The sequence below is a fragment of the Mycolicibacterium rhodesiae genome (assembly GCF_002086695.1).
Taxonomy (GTDB): Bacteria; Actinomycetota; Actinomycetes; order Mycobacteriales; family Mycobacteriaceae; genus Mycobacterium; species Mycobacterium rhodesiae.
On sequence record NZ_MVIH01000001.1, the window covers coordinates 290,287 to 308,654 of the forward strand.

17 protein-coding genes are annotated in these 18,368 nt (G+C 68.1%); 14 read left to right on the top strand and 3 right to left on the bottom strand.

What is annotated here, in order from left to right; genetic code table 11:
- Positions 1-9 precede the first annotated feature (9 nt).
- The 9 genes from coaD (at position 10) to smc (ending at position 8,591) form a co-directional block, all read left to right on the top strand.
- On the top strand, positions 10-495 hold the full coding sequence (gene coaD, locus BST42_RS01420) for a pantetheine-phosphate adenylyltransferase (RefSeq protein WP_083116772.1): 486 nt from the start codon (positions 10-12) through the stop codon (positions 493-495).
- Positions 496-579: 84 nt separating this feature from the next.
- Positions 580-1,146 carry a hemerythrin domain-containing protein gene (locus BST42_RS01425; RefSeq protein WP_083116773.1) on the top strand — a complete coding sequence of 189 codons (567 nt, stop codon included), beginning with the start codon at positions 580-582 and terminating at the stop codon, positions 1,144-1,146.
- A gap of 170 nt (positions 1,147-1,316) precedes the next feature.
- Positions 1,317-2,054, top strand: coding sequence for a cell division protein SepIVA (sepIVA, locus tag BST42_RS01430; protein ID WP_083116774.1), 738 nt, complete (start codon positions 1,317-1,319; stop codon positions 2,052-2,054).
- A gap of 58 nt (positions 2,055-2,112) precedes the next feature.
- Entirely contained in the window at positions 2,113-2,712 is a 600-nt protein-coding gene (locus BST42_RS01435; protein WP_083117227.1) for a YceD family protein, read from the top strand.
- Positions 2,713-2,753: 41 nt separating this feature from the next.
- Positions 2,754-3,401 carry a ribonuclease III gene (rnc, locus tag BST42_RS01440; RefSeq protein ID WP_276010076.1) on the top strand — a complete coding sequence of 216 codons (648 nt, stop codon included), beginning with the start codon at positions 2,754-2,756 and terminating at the stop codon, positions 3,399-3,401.
- A 21-nt stretch (positions 3,402-3,422) separates the two neighbouring features.
- Positions 3,423-4,271 (top strand): DNA-formamidopyrimidine glycosylase, encoded by an 849-nt coding sequence (gene mutM / locus BST42_RS01445; protein WP_083116776.1) that lies wholly within the window; start codon positions 3,423-3,425, stop codon positions 4,269-4,271.
- Positions 4,272-4,295: 24 nt separating this feature from the next.
- The gene (locus BST42_RS01450; RefSeq protein WP_083116777.1) at positions 4,296-4,712 is read left to right on the top strand and encodes an OsmC family protein; all 417 of its coding nucleotides are present in this window, start codon (positions 4,296-4,298) and stop codon (positions 4,710-4,712) included.
- The gene (locus tag BST42_RS01455) at positions 4,699-4,989 is read left to right on the top strand and encodes an acylphosphatase (protein WP_237159156.1); all 291 of its coding nucleotides are present in this window, start codon (positions 4,699-4,701) and stop codon (positions 4,987-4,989) included. The genes BST42_RS01450 and BST42_RS01455 overlap by 14 nt, the downstream gene beginning before the upstream one ends.
- A gap of 11 nt (positions 4,990-5,000) precedes the next feature.
- Positions 5,001-8,591, top strand: a complete 3,591-nt coding sequence (gene smc, locus BST42_RS01460; protein ID WP_083116779.1) for a chromosome segregation protein SMC — start codon at positions 5,001-5,003, stop codon at positions 8,589-8,591.
- A gap of 11 nt (positions 8,592-8,602) precedes the next feature.
- Here smc and BST42_RS01465 read toward each other — a convergent pair whose 3' ends face one another.
- Positions 8,603-9,607 (bottom strand): cobalamin B12-binding domain-containing protein, encoded by a 1,005-nt coding sequence (locus tag BST42_RS01465; protein ID WP_083116780.1) that lies wholly within the window; start codon positions 9,605-9,607, stop codon positions 8,603-8,605.
- Entirely contained in the window at positions 9,595-10,845 is a 1,251-nt protein-coding gene (locus tag BST42_RS01470) for a PP2C family protein-serine/threonine phosphatase (protein ID WP_083117228.1), read from the bottom strand. Before BST42_RS01470 ends, BST42_RS01465 begins: the two co-directional genes overlap by 13 nt.
- A 146-nt stretch (positions 10,846-10,991) precedes the next feature.
- On the opposite strand from BST42_RS01470, the gene BST42_RS01475 reads away from it, so the two are divergent.
- A complete protein-coding gene (locus tag BST42_RS01475; protein WP_308207489.1) occupies positions 10,992-11,348 on the top strand; it encodes an STAS domain-containing protein in 357 nt (118 codons plus the stop codon).
- Here the strand turns inward: BST42_RS01475 and fni are convergent.
- Positions 11,332-12,399 carry a type 2 isopentenyl-diphosphate Delta-isomerase gene (gene fni, locus BST42_RS01480; RefSeq protein WP_435406004.1) on the bottom strand — a complete coding sequence of 356 codons (1,068 nt, stop codon included), beginning with the start codon at positions 12,397-12,399 and terminating at the stop codon, positions 11,332-11,334. The two genes, BST42_RS01475 and fni, sit on opposite strands and share 17 nt — an antisense overlap.
- Before the next feature lie 96 nt (positions 12,400-12,495).
- Here fni and ftsY point away from each other — a divergent pair, with 96 nt between their 5' ends.
- The 4 genes from ftsY to BST42_RS01500 all read left to right on the top strand — a co-directional run bounded on the left by ftsY (position 12,496) and on the right by BST42_RS01500 (position 18,288).
- Positions 12,496-13,854, top strand: coding sequence for a signal recognition particle-docking protein FtsY (gene ftsY, locus BST42_RS01485; protein WP_083116783.1), 1,359 nt, complete (start codon positions 12,496-12,498; stop codon positions 13,852-13,854).
- Positions 13,855-14,049: 195 nt separating this feature from the next.
- Positions 14,050-15,387, top strand: coding sequence for an ammonium transporter (locus BST42_RS01490; protein WP_110918424.1), 1,338 nt, complete (start codon positions 14,050-14,052; stop codon positions 15,385-15,387).
- A 5-nt stretch (positions 15,388-15,392) separates the two neighbouring features.
- Entirely contained in the window at positions 15,393-15,731 is a 339-nt protein-coding gene (locus BST42_RS01495) for a P-II family nitrogen regulator (RefSeq protein WP_036339085.1), read from the top strand.
- A 73-nt stretch (positions 15,732-15,804) separates the two neighbouring features.
- The gene (locus BST42_RS01500) at positions 15,805-18,288 is read left to right on the top strand and encodes a [protein-PII] uridylyltransferase (RefSeq protein ID WP_083116784.1); all 2,484 of its coding nucleotides are present in this window, start codon (positions 15,805-15,807) and stop codon (positions 18,286-18,288) included.
- The last annotated feature ends 80 nt before the right edge of the window (positions 18,289-18,368 follow it).

Below are 18,368 nucleotides of genomic sequence, written 5' to 3' on the forward strand. Positions count from 1 at the left end.
TCACTGCCCATGAGTGGCGCGGTATGCCCGGGGTCGTTCGATCCGGTGACGCTGGGTCATGTCGACATCTTCGAGCGGGCCGCAGCGCAATTCGACGAGGTGATCGTCGCCGTGCTGATCAACCCCAACAAGTCCGGGATGTTCGACATCGACGAGCGGATCGCGATGATCTCCGAAGCGTGCGCCCATCTGCCGAACCTGCGTGCCGAGTCCGGGCAGGGGCTGGTCGTCGACTTCGTCAAACAGCGCGGTATGACCGCGATCGTCAAGGGTCTGCGCACCGGAACAGATTTCGAATACGAGCTGCAGATGGCCCAGATGAACAAGCACATCGCGGGAGTGGACACCTTCTTCGTGGCCACCACACCGCAGTATTCGTTCGTCTCCTCGTCGCTGGCCAAAGAGGTGGCGGCATTCGGCGGTGACGTCTCGGCGCTGCTGCCGGAGTCGGTGAACCGCAGGCTGCAGGCCAAATTGGCCCAGCGCGCGCGCTGACGTTTGGGCTCCGCTGGCCCGGGTATCGCCTCGATGGCGCACAGCCCCGCGCCGACAAGCCCACCAAGCAGCGGAGGTAATGCTGTGGTCGAAACATTCGTGCAGTCCACGACCGACGTCGTCGACTTCCTCAAGGATCAGCACAACCTGATCAAGGACATGTTCGAGGACGTCTTGCACGCGTCGGATCCGCAGGCCAGGGAAAAGGCCTTCGTCGAACTGCGGCAGCTCCTGGCCGTCCACGAAACCGCCGAAGAGATGGTCGTCCATCCGCGCGCGCGGATGGAGGTGGCCGACGGCGACAGCATCGTCGACGCCCGGCTGGCCGAGGAGCACGAGGCCAAGGAGCAGCTCTCCGCTCTGGAGAAGATGGACATCGATTCCCAGGAGTTCCTCGACGAGCTCACCAGGTTCCGCGACGCCGTGGTCGAACACGCCGAGCGGGAGGAGAACGAGGAGTTCAACCAGCTGCAGGCCGAGCTGGATGCGCCGGACCTGGAGCGGATGGTCGGCGCGGTGCGCGCAGCCCAGGCGATCGCGCCGACCCGGCCGCACCCCGGCGTCGAATCGGCCAAGCTGAATTTCGCCGTCGGTCCGTTCGCCTCGATGCTCGACCGCGCTCGCGACGTGATCTCGGCGGCGCTCAAGTAGCGACCGAACCGCCTCGGCGGGGGCGCCGGACCGACATAATCGTCGGCGAGACGCCCCTGACCGGTGCGGTTGCCAGAAATGTCTGCCCGACACACCGGGCCGCCACCACAGTCACAGGCGTAACACCAGGCACACTGGTCACTACCAACTACGCCCAGGAGGGTGGCGCCGTGTACCGAGTTTTTGAAGCGCTCGACGAGTTGAGCGCGATTGTCGAAGAGGCCCGCGGCGTTCCGATGACGGCTGGTTGCGTGGTGCCGCGCGGTGACGTGCTGGAGCTCCTCGACGACATCAAGGACGCCATCCCCGGTGAACTCGACGACGCCCAGGATGTGCTGGACGCCCGCGATTCACTATTGCGCGAGGCCAAAGAGCACTCCGACTCGATGGTGTCGAACTCGACCGCCGAGGCCGACTCCCTGCTGAGCCATGCCCGCGCCGAGGCCGACCGCCTGCTGGCCGACGCCAAGTCGCAGGCCGACCGAATGGTCGCCGAGGCGCGTCAGCACAGCGAACGCATGGTCGCCGAGGCCCGCGACGAGGCCGGCCGCCTGGCCGCGACCGCCAAGCGCGAGTACGAAGCGGCCACCAGCAGGGCCAAGGCCGAGGCCGACCGGCTCGTGGAAAGCGGCAACATCTCCTACGAGAAAGCCGTGCAGGAAGGCATCAAGGAGCAGCAGCGGCTGGTCTCGCAAACCGAGGTCGTCCAGGCGGCCAACGCCGAGTCGACCCGGCTGATCGACACCGCCCACGCCGAAGCCGACCGGCTGCGCGGCGAGTGCGACATCTACGTCGACAACAAGCTCGCCCAGTTCGAGGACTACCTCAACGGCACGTTGCGCTCGGTGAGCCGCGGTCGTCATCAACTGCGCACCGCCGCAGGCACCCACGACTACGCGCAGCGCTGAGCCTCCCGGCCCGCGCCTACTGGCGCAAACGCGCGGCGCCGGGTTTTAAGATCGGATGATGGCGACCTCACACAGTGCTCAAACGAAGCGCAAACCCCGGTCGCCGCTCGTCCTCGACATCTCCCGCTTGGGGCGCCGCCCCGGCTCGATGCTCGAGTTGCACGAAACCGTGCCCAGCCCATCGCGAATCGGGTTGGACCTGGTAGCGATCGAAGCCGGCGCGGACCTGACTCTGGATCTGCGACTGGAGTCGGTGTCCGAGGGGGTCCTGGTCACGGGCACGGTGTACGCGCCGACCCGTGGCGAGTGCTCCCGCTGCCTGACCGAGGTCACCGGTGACGTCGAGATCTCGCTCACCGAACTGTTCGCCTACCCCGACAGCGCGACGGAATCCACCACCGAGGCAGACGAGGTCGGCCACGTCGTCGACCAGACCATCGACCTGGAACAGCCGATCGTCGACGCCGTCGGTCTGGCGCTGCCGTTCGCCCCGCTGTGCACCGACGACTGTGCCGGGCTGTGCCCGCAGTGTGGTGTCGCGCTGGCCAGCGAACCCGGCCACCAGCACGACGTGATCGATCCGCGGTTCGCGAAGCTGGCGGACATGTTCCCCGCAGCGGATGCCGACACCCCCGAACCGGGGGCCGGCGCGTCGTGAGCCCGCCACGCGAAAATCTGCTTGCCGCTCTCGGCGTCGACATGCCGGAAGACCTGCTGACGCTGGCGCTGACTCACCGCAGCTATGCCTACGAGCATGGCGGCCTGCCCACCAATGAACGCCTGGAGTTCCTCGGCGACGCGGTGCTCGGCTTGACGATCACCGACGAGCTGTTCCATCGCCACCCGGAACGCACCGAAGGTGACCTGGCCAAACTGCGCGCGAGCATCGTCAACACCCAGGCCCTGGCCGACGTGGGACGGGGCCTGACCGACGAGGGCCTCGGCGCGCACCTGCTGCTGGGCCGCGGCGAGGTCAACACCGGCGGAGCCGACAAGTCCAGCATCCTGGCCGACGGTATGGAATCACTGCTGGGCGCGGTGTATCTGCAGCACGGTATCGACGTTGCCCGCGACGTGATCCTGCGGCTGTTCGGCAATCTGCTGGACACGGCGCCGACGCTGGGTGCAGGCCTGGACTGGAAGACCAGCCTGCAGGAGCTCACCGCGTCGCGCAGTCTGGGACCGCCGTCCTATGTCGTGACCTCCACCGGGCCCGACCACGACAAGGAGTTCACCGCCGTCGTCCTGGTGATGGACACCGAGTACGGCAACGGCGTCGGACGGTCGAAGAAGGAAGCCGAACAGAAGGCCGCCGCCGCTGCCTGGAACGCGCTGGACAACGCTTGAGCCACAGACTTTTTCGTCTCGATGCCTGAGCTGCCTGAGGTCGAGGTGGTGCGGCGCGGCCTGGAGGCCCACGTCGCAGGCCGGTCGATCTCCGCGGTTCGGGTGCACCATCCGCGGGCTGTGCGCCGCCACGTTGCCGGTGCGGCCGATCTGGCCGCCCGGCTGCTCGACGCGCACATCACGGGGACCGACCGGCGTGGAAAGTACCTGTGGCTCACCCTGAATGACGAAACCGCACTGGTGGTGCACCTGGGGATGAGCGGCCAGATGTTGCTGGGCCCGGTACCCAACACCAACCATCTGCGCATCGCGGCACTGCTCGACGACGGCACCGCACTGAGTTTCGTCGATCAGCGCACGTTCGGCGGGTGGCAACTGGCCGACCTGATCGACGTCGACGGCAGCCGGGTGCCCGAGCCGGTGGCGCACATCGCCCGCGATCCGCTGGATCCCCGGTTCGATCGCGAGGCCGTCGTTACGGTGTTGCGCCGCAAGCACTCCGAGATCAAACGGCAGCTGCTCGATCAGACCGTGGTGTCCGGCATCGGCAACATCTACGCCGACGAGTCGCTGTGGCGGGCCAAGATCAACGGCGCGCGGCTGGCCGAGAACCTGACGCGCCGCCAACTCGGGGAGCTGCTCGACGCGGCGGGAGAGGTGATGCGTGAAGCGCTCGGCCAGGGCGGCACCTCGTTCGATTCGCTCTATGTGAACGTCAACGGGCAGTCCGGCTACTTCGACCGGTCGCTGAATGTCTACGGCCGCGAGGATCTGCCGTGCCCGCGCTGCGGTACCGCGATCCGCCGCGAGAAGTTCATGAACCGCTCGTCGTTCTACTGCCCGAAATGTCAGCCGCGGCCCAGGCGTTGATCCCGGTCGAGACCAAGGAGACACATGACTGACCTATGGGTGGAACGCACCGGCATCCGCCGCTACACCGGGCGCAGCAGCCGCGGCGCGGAGGTGCTGATCGGCTCGGAGACCGACGAGGGTGTCTTCACCCCCGGTGAGCTGCTCAAAATCGCGCTGGCCGGGTGCAGCGGCCTGAGCAGCGATCAGCCGTTGCGCCGCCGTCTCGGCGACGACTATCCGGCGACGATCCGGGTGTCCGGGCCTGCCGACCGGGAGCAGGAGCGCTACCCGCTGCTGGAGGAGAAGCTGGAGATCGACCTGTCCGGGCTGTCCCCGGAGGAGATCGACCGGCTGGTGGTGGTGGTCAACCGCGCGATCGACCAGGTCTGCACCGTGGGTCGGACCCTCAAATCCGGCACCGAGGTCCGATTCGGGGTGGATGACGTTGGCCGATCCTGACGCTTCTGATGTCCGCCTGACCGCCTGGGTGCACGGCCACGTGCAGGGCGTGGGTTTCCGCTGGTGGACCCGGTCTCGTGCGCTGGAGCTGGGTTTGACCGGGTACGCGTCCAATCAGGCCGATGGCCGGGTGCTGATCGTCGCACAGGGCCCGCGTGACGCGTGTGAACGGCTGTTACAGCTGCTCAATAGTGGGAAAACGGCGGGGCACGTCGACAAGGTTGTTGTCGATTGGTCACCGCGCGGCGAAGCCATCGCAGGCTTTAGCGAGCGGTAGTCTGGCACGCCGTGTACCTCAAGAGTCTGACCCTGAAGGGCTTCAAGTCCTTCGCAGCGGCGACGACTCTGCGCCTCGAGCCCGGCATCACCTGCGTGGTCGGTCCGAACGGCTCGGGTAAGTCCAATGTCGTCGACGCGCTGGCCTGGGTGATGGGCGAGCAGGGCGCGAAGACGCTGCGCGGCGGCAAGATGGAAGACGTCATTTTCGCCGGCACCTCGTCGCGGGCGCCGCTGGGTCGCGCCGAAGTGACGCTGACCATCGACAACTCCGACAACGCGCTGCCCATCGAGTACTCCGAGGTGTCGATCACCCGGCGGATGTTCCGCGACGGCGCCGGAGAGTATGAGATCAACGGCAGCAGCTGCCGACTAATGGATGTCCAGGAGCTGCTCAGCGACTCCGGCATCGGCCGTGAGATGCACGTGATCGTCGGCCAGGGCCGGCTGTCCCAGATCCTCGAGTCGCGGCCAGAAGACCGCCGAGCCTTCATCGAAGAGGCCGCCGGCGTACTCAAGCACCGCAAACGCAAGGAAAAGGCGGTCCGCAAGCTCGATTCGATGGCGGCCAACCTGGCCCGGCTCACCGACCTGACCACCGAACTGCGCCGCCAGCTCAAGCCTCTGGGCCGCCAGGCCGAGATGGCGCGGCGAGCCCAGACCATTCAGGCGGACCTGCGCGACGCGCGGCTGCGGCTGGCCGCCGACGACCTGGTCACCCGGCGGGCCGAGTTCGCCGGCGCCGACGACACCGAGACCACGTTGCGTCGCGAGCACGACGAGGCCGCCAGACGCCTGGACGTCGCAGGCGCGGCGCTGGCCGAACATGAGGCCGCGGTGGCCACGCTGTCCGAACGCACCGACGCCGCCCAGCAAGCGTGGTTTCGCCTTTCGGCGCTGGCCGAACGGGTCAGCGCTACGGTCCGGATCGCTTCTGAGCGAGCGCAATACCTCGAGACCGAACCGACCGCGAACACCGGTCCGGACCCCGACGAGCTGGAAGCCGAGGCCGACGAGGTCGCCGCGCGGGAGCAGGAGCTGCTGGCCGAACTGGCCGAAGCGCAGTCGCGGCTCGAGTTCGCCCGTGCCGAGCTTCAAGAACGCGAACGCGCGGCCGCGGAAGCCGAACGTGCCCATATGGCCGCTGTGCGGGCCGAGGCCGACCGCCGGGAGGGCCTGGCCCGGCTGGCCGGTCAGGTCGAGACCGTGCGCGCCCGGGTCGAATCGATCGACGACGGCATCGCACGGCTGACCACCGCGATCGAGGAGGCGGCCGCCCGCACCCAGCACGCCAGGGCCGAGTTCGAGACCGTGCAGGGCCGGGTGGGCGAGCTGGATCAAGGCGAGGTCGGCCTCGACGAACAGCACGATCGCACGATCACCGCGCTGCGGCTGGCCGACGAGCGGGTCGCGGAGTTACAGGCCGCCGAGCGCACTGCCGAACGGCAGGTTGCCTCGTTGCGGGCCCGTATCGATGCGTTGGCCGTCGGGCTGGAGCGTAAGGACGGCTCGGCCTGGCTGACGGAAAATCGTGGTGGCGCAGGACTTTTCGGGACGATTGCCAATTTGGTCAAGGTGCGTTCGGGCTACGAGGGCGCATTGGCGGCGGTGCTGGGCGCCGCGGCCGACGCGGTGGCCGCGGAGAACTTCGATGTCGCCAGTTCGGCGGTGCGAGCACTCAAGGACGCCGACGGCGGCCGGGCGGCGATCGTGTTGGGGGACTGGCCGATCGCACCGCGGCAGACCGGTTCGCTGCCCGAGCGCGCGTTGTGGGCGCTGGATCTGATCGAGGCGCCGGGACGACTCCAGGGCGCCATGACGGCGATGCTCGCCGACGTCGCCGTCGTCGAGGATCTCGGTGCCGCGCTGGATCTGGTCGCCGCACGCCCGGCGCTGCGTGCGGTCACCCTCGAAGGTGACCTGGTTGGTGCCGGGTGGGTCAGCGGCGGCTCCGACCGCAAGCCGAGCACACTGGAGATCGCCGGCGAAATCGACAAGGCCACACGCGAACTGGCGTCAGCCGAGACCCAGGTTGCCGAGTTGTCGGCTGCGCTGGCCGGTGCGCTCACCGAACAGGGTGAGCGGCAGGATGCCGCGGAACAGGCGCTGGCGGCGCTCAACGAATCCGATGCCGCGATCGCGGCGATCTACGAACAGCTCGGCAGGCTCGGGCAGGAAGCCCGTGCCGCCGAGGGGGAGTGGCGCCGTCAGCAGGCTCAGCGCGACGAGCTCGAGGCCGGGCGGCAGCGGACGGTGGAGGAGCTCACCGAGCTCGAGAACCGGCTGGCCGCCGCCCAGGACGGGGCGACCGAGGTCGAAGACGCGCCCGAGGACCGCCAGTACATGCAATCCGCCGCCGAGGAGGCCCGTGCGGTCGAGGTCGAGGTGCGGCTGGCGGTGCGTACCGCGGAGGAGCGTGCGAATGCCGTTCGCGGACGGGCGGATTCGCTGCGGCGAGCCGCTGCGGCCGAGCGAGAGGCGCGGGTTCGGGCCCAGCGCGCCCGCGCGGCCCGCGAGCACGCCGCCGCGGTAGCGGCCGCGGTGGCCGAGGCCGGGCGCCGGGTGGCCGGGCACCTCAGCGGTGTTGTGGCAGCGGCGTCCCGGCGCCGTGATGCGCTGGCCGCCGAGCGGCAGGAACGAGCCACTGCGATGACCGCTGCGCGTGAGGAAGTCACCGCGCTGAACACGCGGATCGCCGCGCTGACCGATTCGCTGCACCGCGACGAGGTGGCCAAGGCACAGGCGTCGCTGCGCATCGAACAGCTCGAGCAGATGGTGCTGGAGCAGTTCGGTATGTCCGCCGACGATCTGATCGCCGAATACGGCCCGGACGTGGCGCTGCCGCCGTCGGAGTTGGAGATGGCCGAATACGAACAGGCCAAGGAGCGCGGCGAGCAGGTCATGGCGCCGGCGCCGATGCGGTTCGACCGTCCGACTCAGGAACGGCGGGCCAAGCGGGCCGAACGCGAGCTGTCCGAACTGGGCCGGGTGAATCCGCTTGCGCTGGAAGAGTTTGCCGCTCTGGAGGAGCGCTACAACTTCCTGTCCACCCAGCTCGAAGACGTCAAGGCCGCCCGCAAGGACCTGCTCGACGTGATCGCCGACGTCGATGCGCGCATCCTGCAGGTGTTCGCCGAGGCTTACGCCGACGTCGAGCGCGAGTTCGAGCAGGTGTTCGCGACGTTGTTCCCCGGCGGTGAAGGCCGGCTGTTGCTGACCGACCCCAGCGATCTGCTGACCACCGGCGTGGAGGTGGAGGCGCGCCCGCCGGGCAAGAAGGTCAAACGGCTTTCGCTGCTCTCCGGCGGTGAGAAGTCGCTGACCGCGGTGGCCATGCTGGTGGCGATCTTCCGGGCCCGACCGTCACCGTTCTATGTCATGGACGAGGTCGAGGCCGCCCTCGACGACGTGAATCTGCGCAGACTGATCGGGCTGTTCGAGCAGCTGCGCTCACAGTCACAGCTGATCGTCATCACCCACCAGAAGCCGACCATGGAGATCGCCGACGCGCTGTACGGCGTGACGATGCAGGGTGACGGCATCACCACGGTGATCTCGCAGCGGATGCGTGGCGAAGAACTGGTCGCCAGCGCTACGTCCTAACCGTCTGCGGCTCAGCTGGATTCGATGGTGAAATGTGTCCGCACGAGCTCGCGCGCCAGCGGATAGTCCGCGAGGGTGTCGGCGAGCAGGCCCGCCAGCTCGGCCACCGACGCGGGGTCGGCGTCCCGGGCCTGCAACACGTCGCTGATCCACCACGCGGTCTCCGCGATCGGCCGAGGGTCACCGGTGAGCAGCGCCGCCGACAGTGCGTGCAGAGCCTGATTCAACGTGTCGCGGGTCAGGTTCGCGAACATGGTGTTCTGCGACGAGTCGCGGGTCAACGACCACCGTTCGCGCAGCGACTCGACGATCCGCCGGTGATGGAGATCCAGCTGCGCCTGCTCGGCGCTCGCCGCCGGCGAAATCTCTGGTAGCACACCGGAAACCGTCGGCAATCCCTCCATCGCCGTGACAGCGGCGTGTGCGCTGGATGCCCACGCGGTCGCGCCCAGCGCCCGGGCGCGCACGTCGTCGTAACCGAATGCCGGGCCCCCGACCAGGGTTGGCACCCCCGCCGCGGTGGCCGCCTCGATGAAGCGGCGGGTGGTCGGCAAGGCGCCCAGCACCGAGCAGCTGATGGCCACCGCGTCGTGACCGTGGTCGACGAGATGCTGGCTCAGACGCATCGGTGAGGTCGCCGCGCCCAGCACCGTGGTGTCCCAGCCATGCGCGCGCAAGGCGCAGGCGATGATCATGGCGGGCAGTTCATGGAATTCCCGTTCGGCACAGGCGACCAGAACCGATCTGCCCCGCAACGGAATTGCGCTCACAAAGTCGGCGACGGCGCCGGTGGCGGCGACCGAGATCGCGGTGGCGGCGTGCTCGTCGGCGACGGTCCATTCGGCGCGTTGCCACCGCATTCCGACCTCACGCTGCGATGTGGCTATCACGTCGGTCAGCACCGTCACGGGATCGACACCGTCCGTGAGCAATTGGGTGACCACACCGGTCGCCTGCGTTCGGTTCCTGTTCGCCAACGCCTGCTGGTAGTCGGCCAGCGGTGTCAGCTCCCGCACGTGACCGCCAGCAGTGCCATGTCGTCGTGCGGATCACCGTCCAAATACTCCAGGACATCGCGTTCGACCGCCTCGCAGATCACCTCTCCGCCGGCGCCTGCATAGGCGGGCAGCAGTTCCAGCAACCGGTGCACGCCATACAGGCGTTCGTCGCGGCGGGCCTCCTCGACCCCGTCGGTGAACATCAGCATGGTGTCGCCACGCTCCAATCGCACAGCGGCAGAGTGATACTGCACGCCGAGCTTCACTCCGGCGGCGATCCCGGAGACCTCGATCTGTTCGACATCGCCGGTGGCCCGAACCACGATCGGACCGGGGTGTCCGGCCGCGGCGACGTGCGCCTCGGCCCATTCACCGTCGGTCCTGCCGCGTACCCGCGCGCACAGCGTGGTGACGAACCGCCCCACCGCCTGCTCGCAGAGCACCGTGTTCAGCGTGTCGAGAACCCGGTCGGGGCTGCGGTCGAAATGCGCGGAGGTGCGGATGGTTTGGCGGGCCTGCAGCGTGAGCGCGGCGGAATCGACCCCTTTGCCACACACATCGCCCAGGGTGAGCACCACGTCGTCGCCGCTACCGACGACATCGTAGAAGTCACCGCCGACCTCGAGATGCTCCACAGCGGGCCGATACCGTGCCGCGACCGAAAACCCGGTGGCTGCAGGAAGTTTCGGCGGCCTGAGGCTGCGCTGCAGGGCCGCGGCCAGTTGCCCGCGCTCTTCGTAGAGCCGAGCCGAATCCAGCGCGACCGCCGCGGTCGCACCCAGCCGCTCGGCCTCCTCAATAGTGTCCGCGTCGAACAGCCGTCCGGCCGTGCGGGCCAGAACAAACGCGCCCAGCGTCGTGCCCCGGGCGGTCAGCGCCAGGGTCAGCACGTCAGCCGGACGCAATGCGGCGAGTTCCTCGGCGAGGGCGCGGTGCCGCAGGCGAGTGCCGATATCGGCAAGCGACATGTCGTGACCGATGTGGCGGTGGAGTCGTTGGCCGGTGCGCAGCACCTGATCCAGACCGCGTTCGGACGGCGACGATCGCGCGATGACATCGGAGAATCCGACGTTGGCCCCGCCGTAGACGGTCAGCCCACCGGTGCGGTGATCCGGCATCGCCAGTACCGCCCAGTCCGCCAGGCGCGGCTGGACCGCGCTCAGCAGATTCAGCACGGTGCGCCGCAGATTGAGCGATCCGTTCATCGCGGTCTCGACGTCGCGGTGCGCGACATCGGGCGCGAACTGGTTTGCCATCGCTTCCACGCTAGCGGGAATCGTCGCCGCAGGGCCAGGCCTGGCCGTTAGAGCGACCCAACGGCGTGAGTTAATCTGTTCGCCGAGGTTCAAGCAGCAGCCTTCCGATAGTTGTCGCCCGCCGGCCGGGCACCGATCGTCGAAGGGTGGCTTTGGACGCTTACGATTCCCGCCAGTATTGGCTGGGAAGAACCGCCGTCGTCAGTGCTTCCGGGGCACTCGATCTGCTGACGTCGCCGCGTCTGGAGCAACTCGTCACCAGCACCCTCGAGCAACGCCCCGCCGCCCTGATCGTGGACCTGACCGAGGTGAGCTTCCTCGGCTCGGCCGGAATGCAGGTGCTGGTCGACGCCTACGAGGCGGCATCCCCGGACATCGGATTCGCGGTGGTCGCCGACGGTCCCGGCACCAGCAGACCGCTGAAGCTGATCGGATTGACCGAGGTCTTCGAGGTCGTCGCGTCCCTGCAGATCGCGGTCGATCGACTCAGCCGAGGCGCGTGAGGTCCAGACGTTTCAGCGCAGCGACGTCATCCGCGCCGCAGCCGTGCAGGCAGACCCGCAGCTCTTCGACGAAGCCGTGCAGCGCATCGAGTGCGGCGGCCGGTGACTCGATGGCCGGGGCCAGCAGCGGGCGGGCCAGAGCGACCACATCGGCACCCAACGCCAGCGCAGTGGCGGCATCGACCCCGGTGCGGATTCCGCCGGAGGCCATCAGGGGCATACCCGGCAAGATGGCCCGAACTTCGGTGAGTGCCTGCGCGGTCGGCACCCCCCACTCGGCGACCGCCGGGTAGCGCACCTCGCCGTAGCGCACCAGCTGTTCGACCCGGGCCCACGACGTTCCGCCGGCCCCGGCGACGTCGATCGCCGCGATCGGCAGATCCCGCAGCCGCTCGGCGGCCGCCGCCCCGATCCCGTGGCCGACCTCCTTGACCAGGATCGGGTAGGGCAGCCCCTCGGCCAGCATGCGCAACCGTTCCAGCGACCCGGTGAAGTCGGTGTCGCCGTTGGCCTGCATCGCCTCCTGAAGCGGATTGGTGTGCACGGCAAGCGCGTCAGCGCCGATGCGATCCAGTGCCGCGGCGATCTTGGGCATCGCGGCATCGGAGAGCTGGGCCAGGCCGATGTTGCCGATCAACAGGACGTCGGGGGCCAGATCGCGGACGTCGAATGATGCCGCCACAGTGCCGTCGGGGTCGTCGAGCATGATGCGCTGCGAGCCGAGCATCATGCCGATCCCGAGCTTCTGGGCGGCCTCGGCGAGATTGCGGTTGATCGTGCGGGACAGCTCGGCCCCGCCGGTCATCGCCCCGATCAGAACCGGGGCGCGCAGCTGCGCGCCGAGGAAGCCGGCGCTGAGGTCGATGGTGCCGAGGTTGGTCTGGGTCAGGGCGTTGTACGGAAGTCGATAGCGCTCGAAGCCGGTCGTCACCGTCTCGTATTGCACCGGCCCATGAAGGCAGGCGTCGATGTGGCGCAGCTTGCGACTTGCGATCCCGATTCCCGGGTCGCTTCGCTCTCCCCCTAGCCTTCGGCGGGGCGGTACCCCCAGCCCGCCGGTACCAACCTCCGACTCCTCCATCGTCACGAGGTACCCCGTACCCCAGGGGTGGCGCGGACCATCCCCGCGCCCTGAAACAATGGCACGGTGTCAGAGGGTCTCTGGATCGCTATCGCGGTCATCGCCGTCCTGGTCGTTGCTGCACTCATCATCGGTCTGGTCCGCTATCGGCGGCGCCAAATCAGTCTGCGCCGCAGCTCAGAGAGTCCCACACCAATTGACCGATCCGGCGGCTACAGCGCGTCGAGCGGCATTTCGTTCACACAATCGTCAGTAACGACAGCGCCCCCCAAGGCGCCCGCCACGCCGCCCACGATCGACACCACGGGGCTGCCCGGAGTCGGCGACGATGCCGCGCTGCCTCGGGACTCGGTCAAGCGCCCGATCGAGGATGTGCGGCTACCCGAACCGCCGGTCGTCGCCGAACCGCCCGCCGCTGCGGAGACCGTCCCCGACGAGCCTGTCGTCGACGAGACCCCCGCGCCCGCCGCGGTCGCGCCGACCGCGCCCGATCTCAGCGGCATCGCGCCGACGGAAGGCCGCCTCGAGCGGCTTCGCGGGCGGCTCGCGAAGTCACAGAACGCACTGGGCCGCAGCATGCTCGGTCTGCTCGGCGGCGGCGATCTCGACGAGGAGTCCTGGGAAGAGGTCGAGGACACCCTGCTGATCGCCGACCTGGGCCCGGTGGTGACCAGTTCCGTCATCGCCCAGTTGCGCAGCAGGCTGGCCGCCACGACCGTGCGCACCGAGGCCGAAGCCCGCGCCGTTCTGCGGGACGTGCTGATCACCGAACTCGACCCGGGGCTCGACCGCTCCATCAAAGCGCTGCCGCACGCCGACAAGCCGTCGGTGCTGTTGGTCGTCGGCGTGAACGGAACGGGCAAGACGACGACGGTGGGCAAGCTGGCCCGCGTCCTGGTCGCCGACGGGCGCCGGGTGGTCCTCGGCGCGGCCGACACGTTCCGCGCCGCCGCCGCCGATCAGTTGCAGAGCTGGGCGTCGCGGGTCGGTGCCGAGGTCGTCCGCGGCCCGGAGGGCGCCGACCCGGCCTCGGTGGCCTTCGATTCGGTGGACAAAGGCATCGAAGCCGGCGCCGACGTCGTCGTCATCGACACCGCCGGGCGGCTGCACACCAAGACCGGCCTGATGGATGAGCTCGGCAAGGTCAAGCGCGTGGTGAGCAAACGCGCCGCGGTCGACGAGGTGCTGCTGGTTCTCGACGCGACGATCGGCCAGAACGGACTGGCGCAGGCCCGGGTGTTCGCCGAGGTCGTCGACATCACCGGGCTGGTACTCACCAAACTCGACGGCACCGCCAAGGGCGGCATCGTCTTCCGGGTTCAGCAGGAGCTCGGCGTACCGGTTAAGCTCGTCGGATTGGGTGAAGGCCCAGACGATCTCGCACCATTCGAGCCGGCCGCGTTCGTCGACGCGCTGCTCGGCTAGCCCCGGAAACCGTTCTGAGCGGCACGAATTGCGGGATGTAACACCCGCGAAACGCAGACAGCCGATCCGTTCACATATGCGAAACACCTAGGCGTCTTAGCTGAAACAACCACTGCGCATTGTCTTGGCCTAGGTCAACGGTGCCTAACCGTGGCATGGGTGAAGGAGAAACTGCGAGTGGATGGATTTCCCGTAATGGGTGTGCCGGACACCGGCGACACAGCATGGATGCTTGCGAGCTCCGCGCTCGTGCTGCTGATGACGCCGGGCCTGGCCTTTTTCTACGGCGGCATGGTGCGTGCCAAGGGCGTGCTCAACATGATCATGATGAGCGTCAGTGCCATGGGCCTGGTCACGGTGCTGTGGGTGCTGTACGGCTACTCACTGGCGTTCGGCAACGACAAGTTCAACCTGTTCGGTGACCCCAGCCAGTACTTCGGCCTCAAGGGGCTGATCGGCGGCACCTACCTGCAACTCAAGCCGGAGGATGCGGCCGTCTCCATCCCGCTGGCCGGAACCATTCCACAGGTCGTCTTCGTGGCATTCCAGCTCATGTTCGCGATCATCACGGTCGCCCTGATCTCCGGTGCGGTCGCCGACCGCCTGAAGTTCGGCGGCTGGCTGGTGTTCGCCGGCCTGTGGGCCACGTTCGTGTACTTCCCGGTCGCCCACTGGGTGTTCGCCTTCGACGGTGTCACCGGTGAGACGGGCGGCTGGATTGCCAACAAGCTCAAGGCAATCGACTTCGCCGGTGGAACCGCGGTGCACATCAACTCCGGTACTGCGGGCCTGGTCCTCGCGATCATCCTGGGCAAGCGCCTCGGCTGGCCCAGCACCCCGATGCGGCCGCACAACCTGCCGTTCGTGATGCTCGGCGCCGGTCTGCTGTGGTTCGGCTGGTACGGATTCAACGCTGGTTCCGCGGTGGGCTCCAACGGAATTGCCGGTGTCACCTTCATCACGACCACGGTCGCGACGGGTGCCGCCATGCTGGGCTGGCTGCTCACCGAGCGGATTCGTGACGGCCACGCCACCACCCTCGGTGCGGCATCAGGCATCGTGGCCGGCCTGGTCGCGATCACCCCGTCCTGCTCGTCGGTGAATGTGGTTGGCGCGCTGGCGATCGGCGCGGGCGCGGGTATCGTCTGTGCCCTCGCGGTGGGCCTGAAGTACAAGCTGGGCTTCGACGACTCGCTCGACGTCGTCGGTGTGCACCTCGTCGGCGGTCTGTTCGGCACCCTGATGGTGGGCCTGGTGGCCACCTCGGAGGCACCGGCGGCGGTTTCCGGCTTGTTCTACGGCGGTGGCTTCGATCAGTTGATCAAGCAGGCCATCGGTGCGTTCGCGGTTCTGGGGTACTCCGCCATCGGGACAGCTATCTTGGCCTTGATCGTCAAGTACACCATCGGACTGCGGCTTGATCGCGAGGAAGAGGCATCCGGTATCGACGAAGCCGAGCACGCGGAAACCGCGTACGACTTCGCGACCGCCGGCACGGGCTCGGTTCTCGGTCGTCACGGCGCGGAGGAATGAGGGAAATGAAGCTGATTACTGCGATCGTCAAGCCGTTCACGCTGGAAGACGTCAAGACCGGTCTGGAGCAGACGGGCATCCTCGGGATGACCGTCAGCGAGGTCCAGGGTTACGGACGTCAGAAGGGTCACACCGAGGTGTACCGAGGCGCGGAGTACTCCGTGGACTTCGTGCCGAAGGTGCGCGTGGAGGTCATTGTCGATGACTCCGCGGTCGACAAGGTCGTGGACGTCATCGTGCAGGCCGCACGAACCGGCAAAATCGGCGACGGCAAGGTGTGGGTCAGTCCGGTGGAGACCGTCGTTCGGGTCCGCACTGGTGAGCGGGGGTCCGACGCTCTCTGACGCAGACGTTGTGAGGTTCTCTGCGGCCGCACCGAAGAAGCGTTAGTCGAGCGTCGGCCGTTGGAGGACTGAGATGACAAAGCAATCAAGAGATTCCGCCGCCGGCGCTTCCCGATGGGAGGCACCGGCGGCGGGTTCGTCGAAACCCGCGAAGGATCTTGCCGCCGCGAACAAGCAACTACTGGAAGGCGGTCAGCGCCATCTGGATTCGGCTGCCCTGCGCGACGCGCTGCTGGATCTGCACGAATTCTGGCTGACCACCAAGGCCACCGAGATCGGTATCACGGCCACCAGTGGGTTCGCCATCGTCGCCACCGGCGGCTTGGGCCGCCGCGAGTTCGTGCCGTACTCCGACCTCGACCTGATGCTGTTGCACGACAACATGCCTGCAGACATCGTCACGCAGGTGGCCGAACTTCTGTGGTACCCCTTGTGGGACGCCAACATTCGGCTGGACCACAGTGTCCGCACGGTGCCCGAGGCGCTCGCGGTGGCGAACGAGGACATCTCGGCCGGCCTTGCGATGCTGGAGGCGCGGCACATCGCCGGAGACGCCGAACTGTCCCAGCTGTTGATCGGCGGGGCGCGACGGCAATGGCGCACCGGAATCGGTTCCCGCTTCGAGGAACTCGTCGAGCTCACCCAAGCGCGCTGGCAGCGCAGCGGGGAGATCGCACACCGTGCCGAACCGGACCTCAAGTGCGGTCGGGGCGGACTGCGCGACGTTCAGCTGCTCAATGCGCTGGCCATCGCACAACTGGCGGATGTGTACCCGAGCCATTCGCTGGTGTCGCCGACCGGCTCGCTCGGCGGCGCACATTTGGCGCTGCTCAACGTGCGCACCGAACTACACCGTTCGTCCAAACGCGGCCGTGACCAACTACTGGCCCAGTTCGCCGACGAGATCGGTGCCGCCCTGCGCATCGGCGACCGCTTCGATCTTGCCCGGGTGCTCTCCGACGCAGCGCGCACCATCAGCTACTACGTGGACGCCGGGCTCCGGACAGCGGCCAATGCCCTTCCCAAGCGCGGTCTTTCGGTGCTGAGGCGGCCGACCCGCCGTCCGCTGGACGAAGGGGTGGTGGAATTCGCCGGCGAGGTGATCCTGGCCAGGGACGCCCGCCCGGAACGCGATCCCGGCCTGATCCTGCGGGTCGCGGCTGCCTCGGCGACCACCGGACTGCCGATGTCGGCGTCGACTTTGAACAGGCTGGCCGCGTCGGCTCCCGAGCTGCGCACGCCGTGGCCGCGCGATGCGCTCAAGGACCTGCTGGTGCTGCTGGCCGCAGGCCCGACGACGGTGGCCACCGTCGAGGCGCTCGACCGCACCGGGTTGTGGGGACGGTTGTTCCCCGAATGGGGAGCTGTCCGCGACCTGCCGCCCCGCGACGTCGTGCACATCTGGACAGTCGATCGCCATCTGGTCGAGACGGTTTCGCGGGCAAGCACATTCACCACGCGGGTGTCTCGCCCCGATCTGCTGGTGCTGGGCGCACTGCTGCACGACATCGGCAAGGGTCGCGGCGGGGACCACAGTGTGATCGGCGCCGAGCTGGCCGTCCAGGTCGGCACCCGGCTGGGCCTGTGGCCGTCCGACATCGACGTGCTCTCGGCGATCGTGCGCTATCACCTGCTGCTGCCCGACGTTGCGACACGCCGGGACCTGCAGGATCCCAAGACCATCTCCGGCGTCATCGACGCACTCGGTGGCGACCCGGTGCTGCTCGAGCTGCTCGATGCGCTGGCCGAGGCGGATTCGCTGGCGACCGGGCCCGGGGTGTGGGGGGACTGGAAGGCCTCGCTGATCGGCGACCTGGTCCGGCGTTGCCGGCTGATGTTGGCCGGCGAGCCGCAACCGCATGCGGATCCGATTGATCCACAACATCTTTCACTGGCGGCGGACGGCGGCGTGCACGTCGAGATGACGCCGGGGGACAGTGTGCACAACTTCAACGTCACGATGATCGCGCCGGACCGGCGCGGGTTGTTGTCCAAGGCGGCCGGGGTGCTGGCGCTCAACTCGCTGCGCGTGCATTCAGCGTCGGTGAACAGCACCGGCGGTTCGGCGATCAACACCTTCGTGGTGTCACCGCGCTTCGGTGCGCCGCCCGCGGCAGAACTTCTCCGGCAGCAGTTCATTCTCGCGCTCAGCGGCGAGCTCGACGTGATGTCGGCTCTGGAGAAGCGTGACGCGGACGCCGCGCAGTACGGCACCGGCCCGGTGGGGGAGCACAAGCCGGCCGTGCCGATCAACGCTGTGCCGGCCCCGCCGCGCATTCTGTGGCACGACGGCAGCGAGGAGGGCCGGCTGATTGTGGAGATCCGCACCACCGACCGCACCGGCCTGCTCGCGACGCTCACCGGCGTGTTGGAGCGGGCCGGCGCGGACATCGACTGGGCCAAAATCACCACCCTGGGATCGTCGGTGGTCGACGCATTCGGCATCTCGGTCCCGGCGTCGCGCACCGCCGATACCGCCCGGTCCGAGTTGGAGCGCGATCTCTATGACGTGCTCCCCAGCCCGCCGCCCGCCAAGCCGGCCGAAGAAGCCAGTTAGTCCCACGCGAAACCGACACCATGGTTGTGGTTGGCGAAGCGGGCGCGACCATGACGTCGATCTCGGCGCCCGACTTCGCC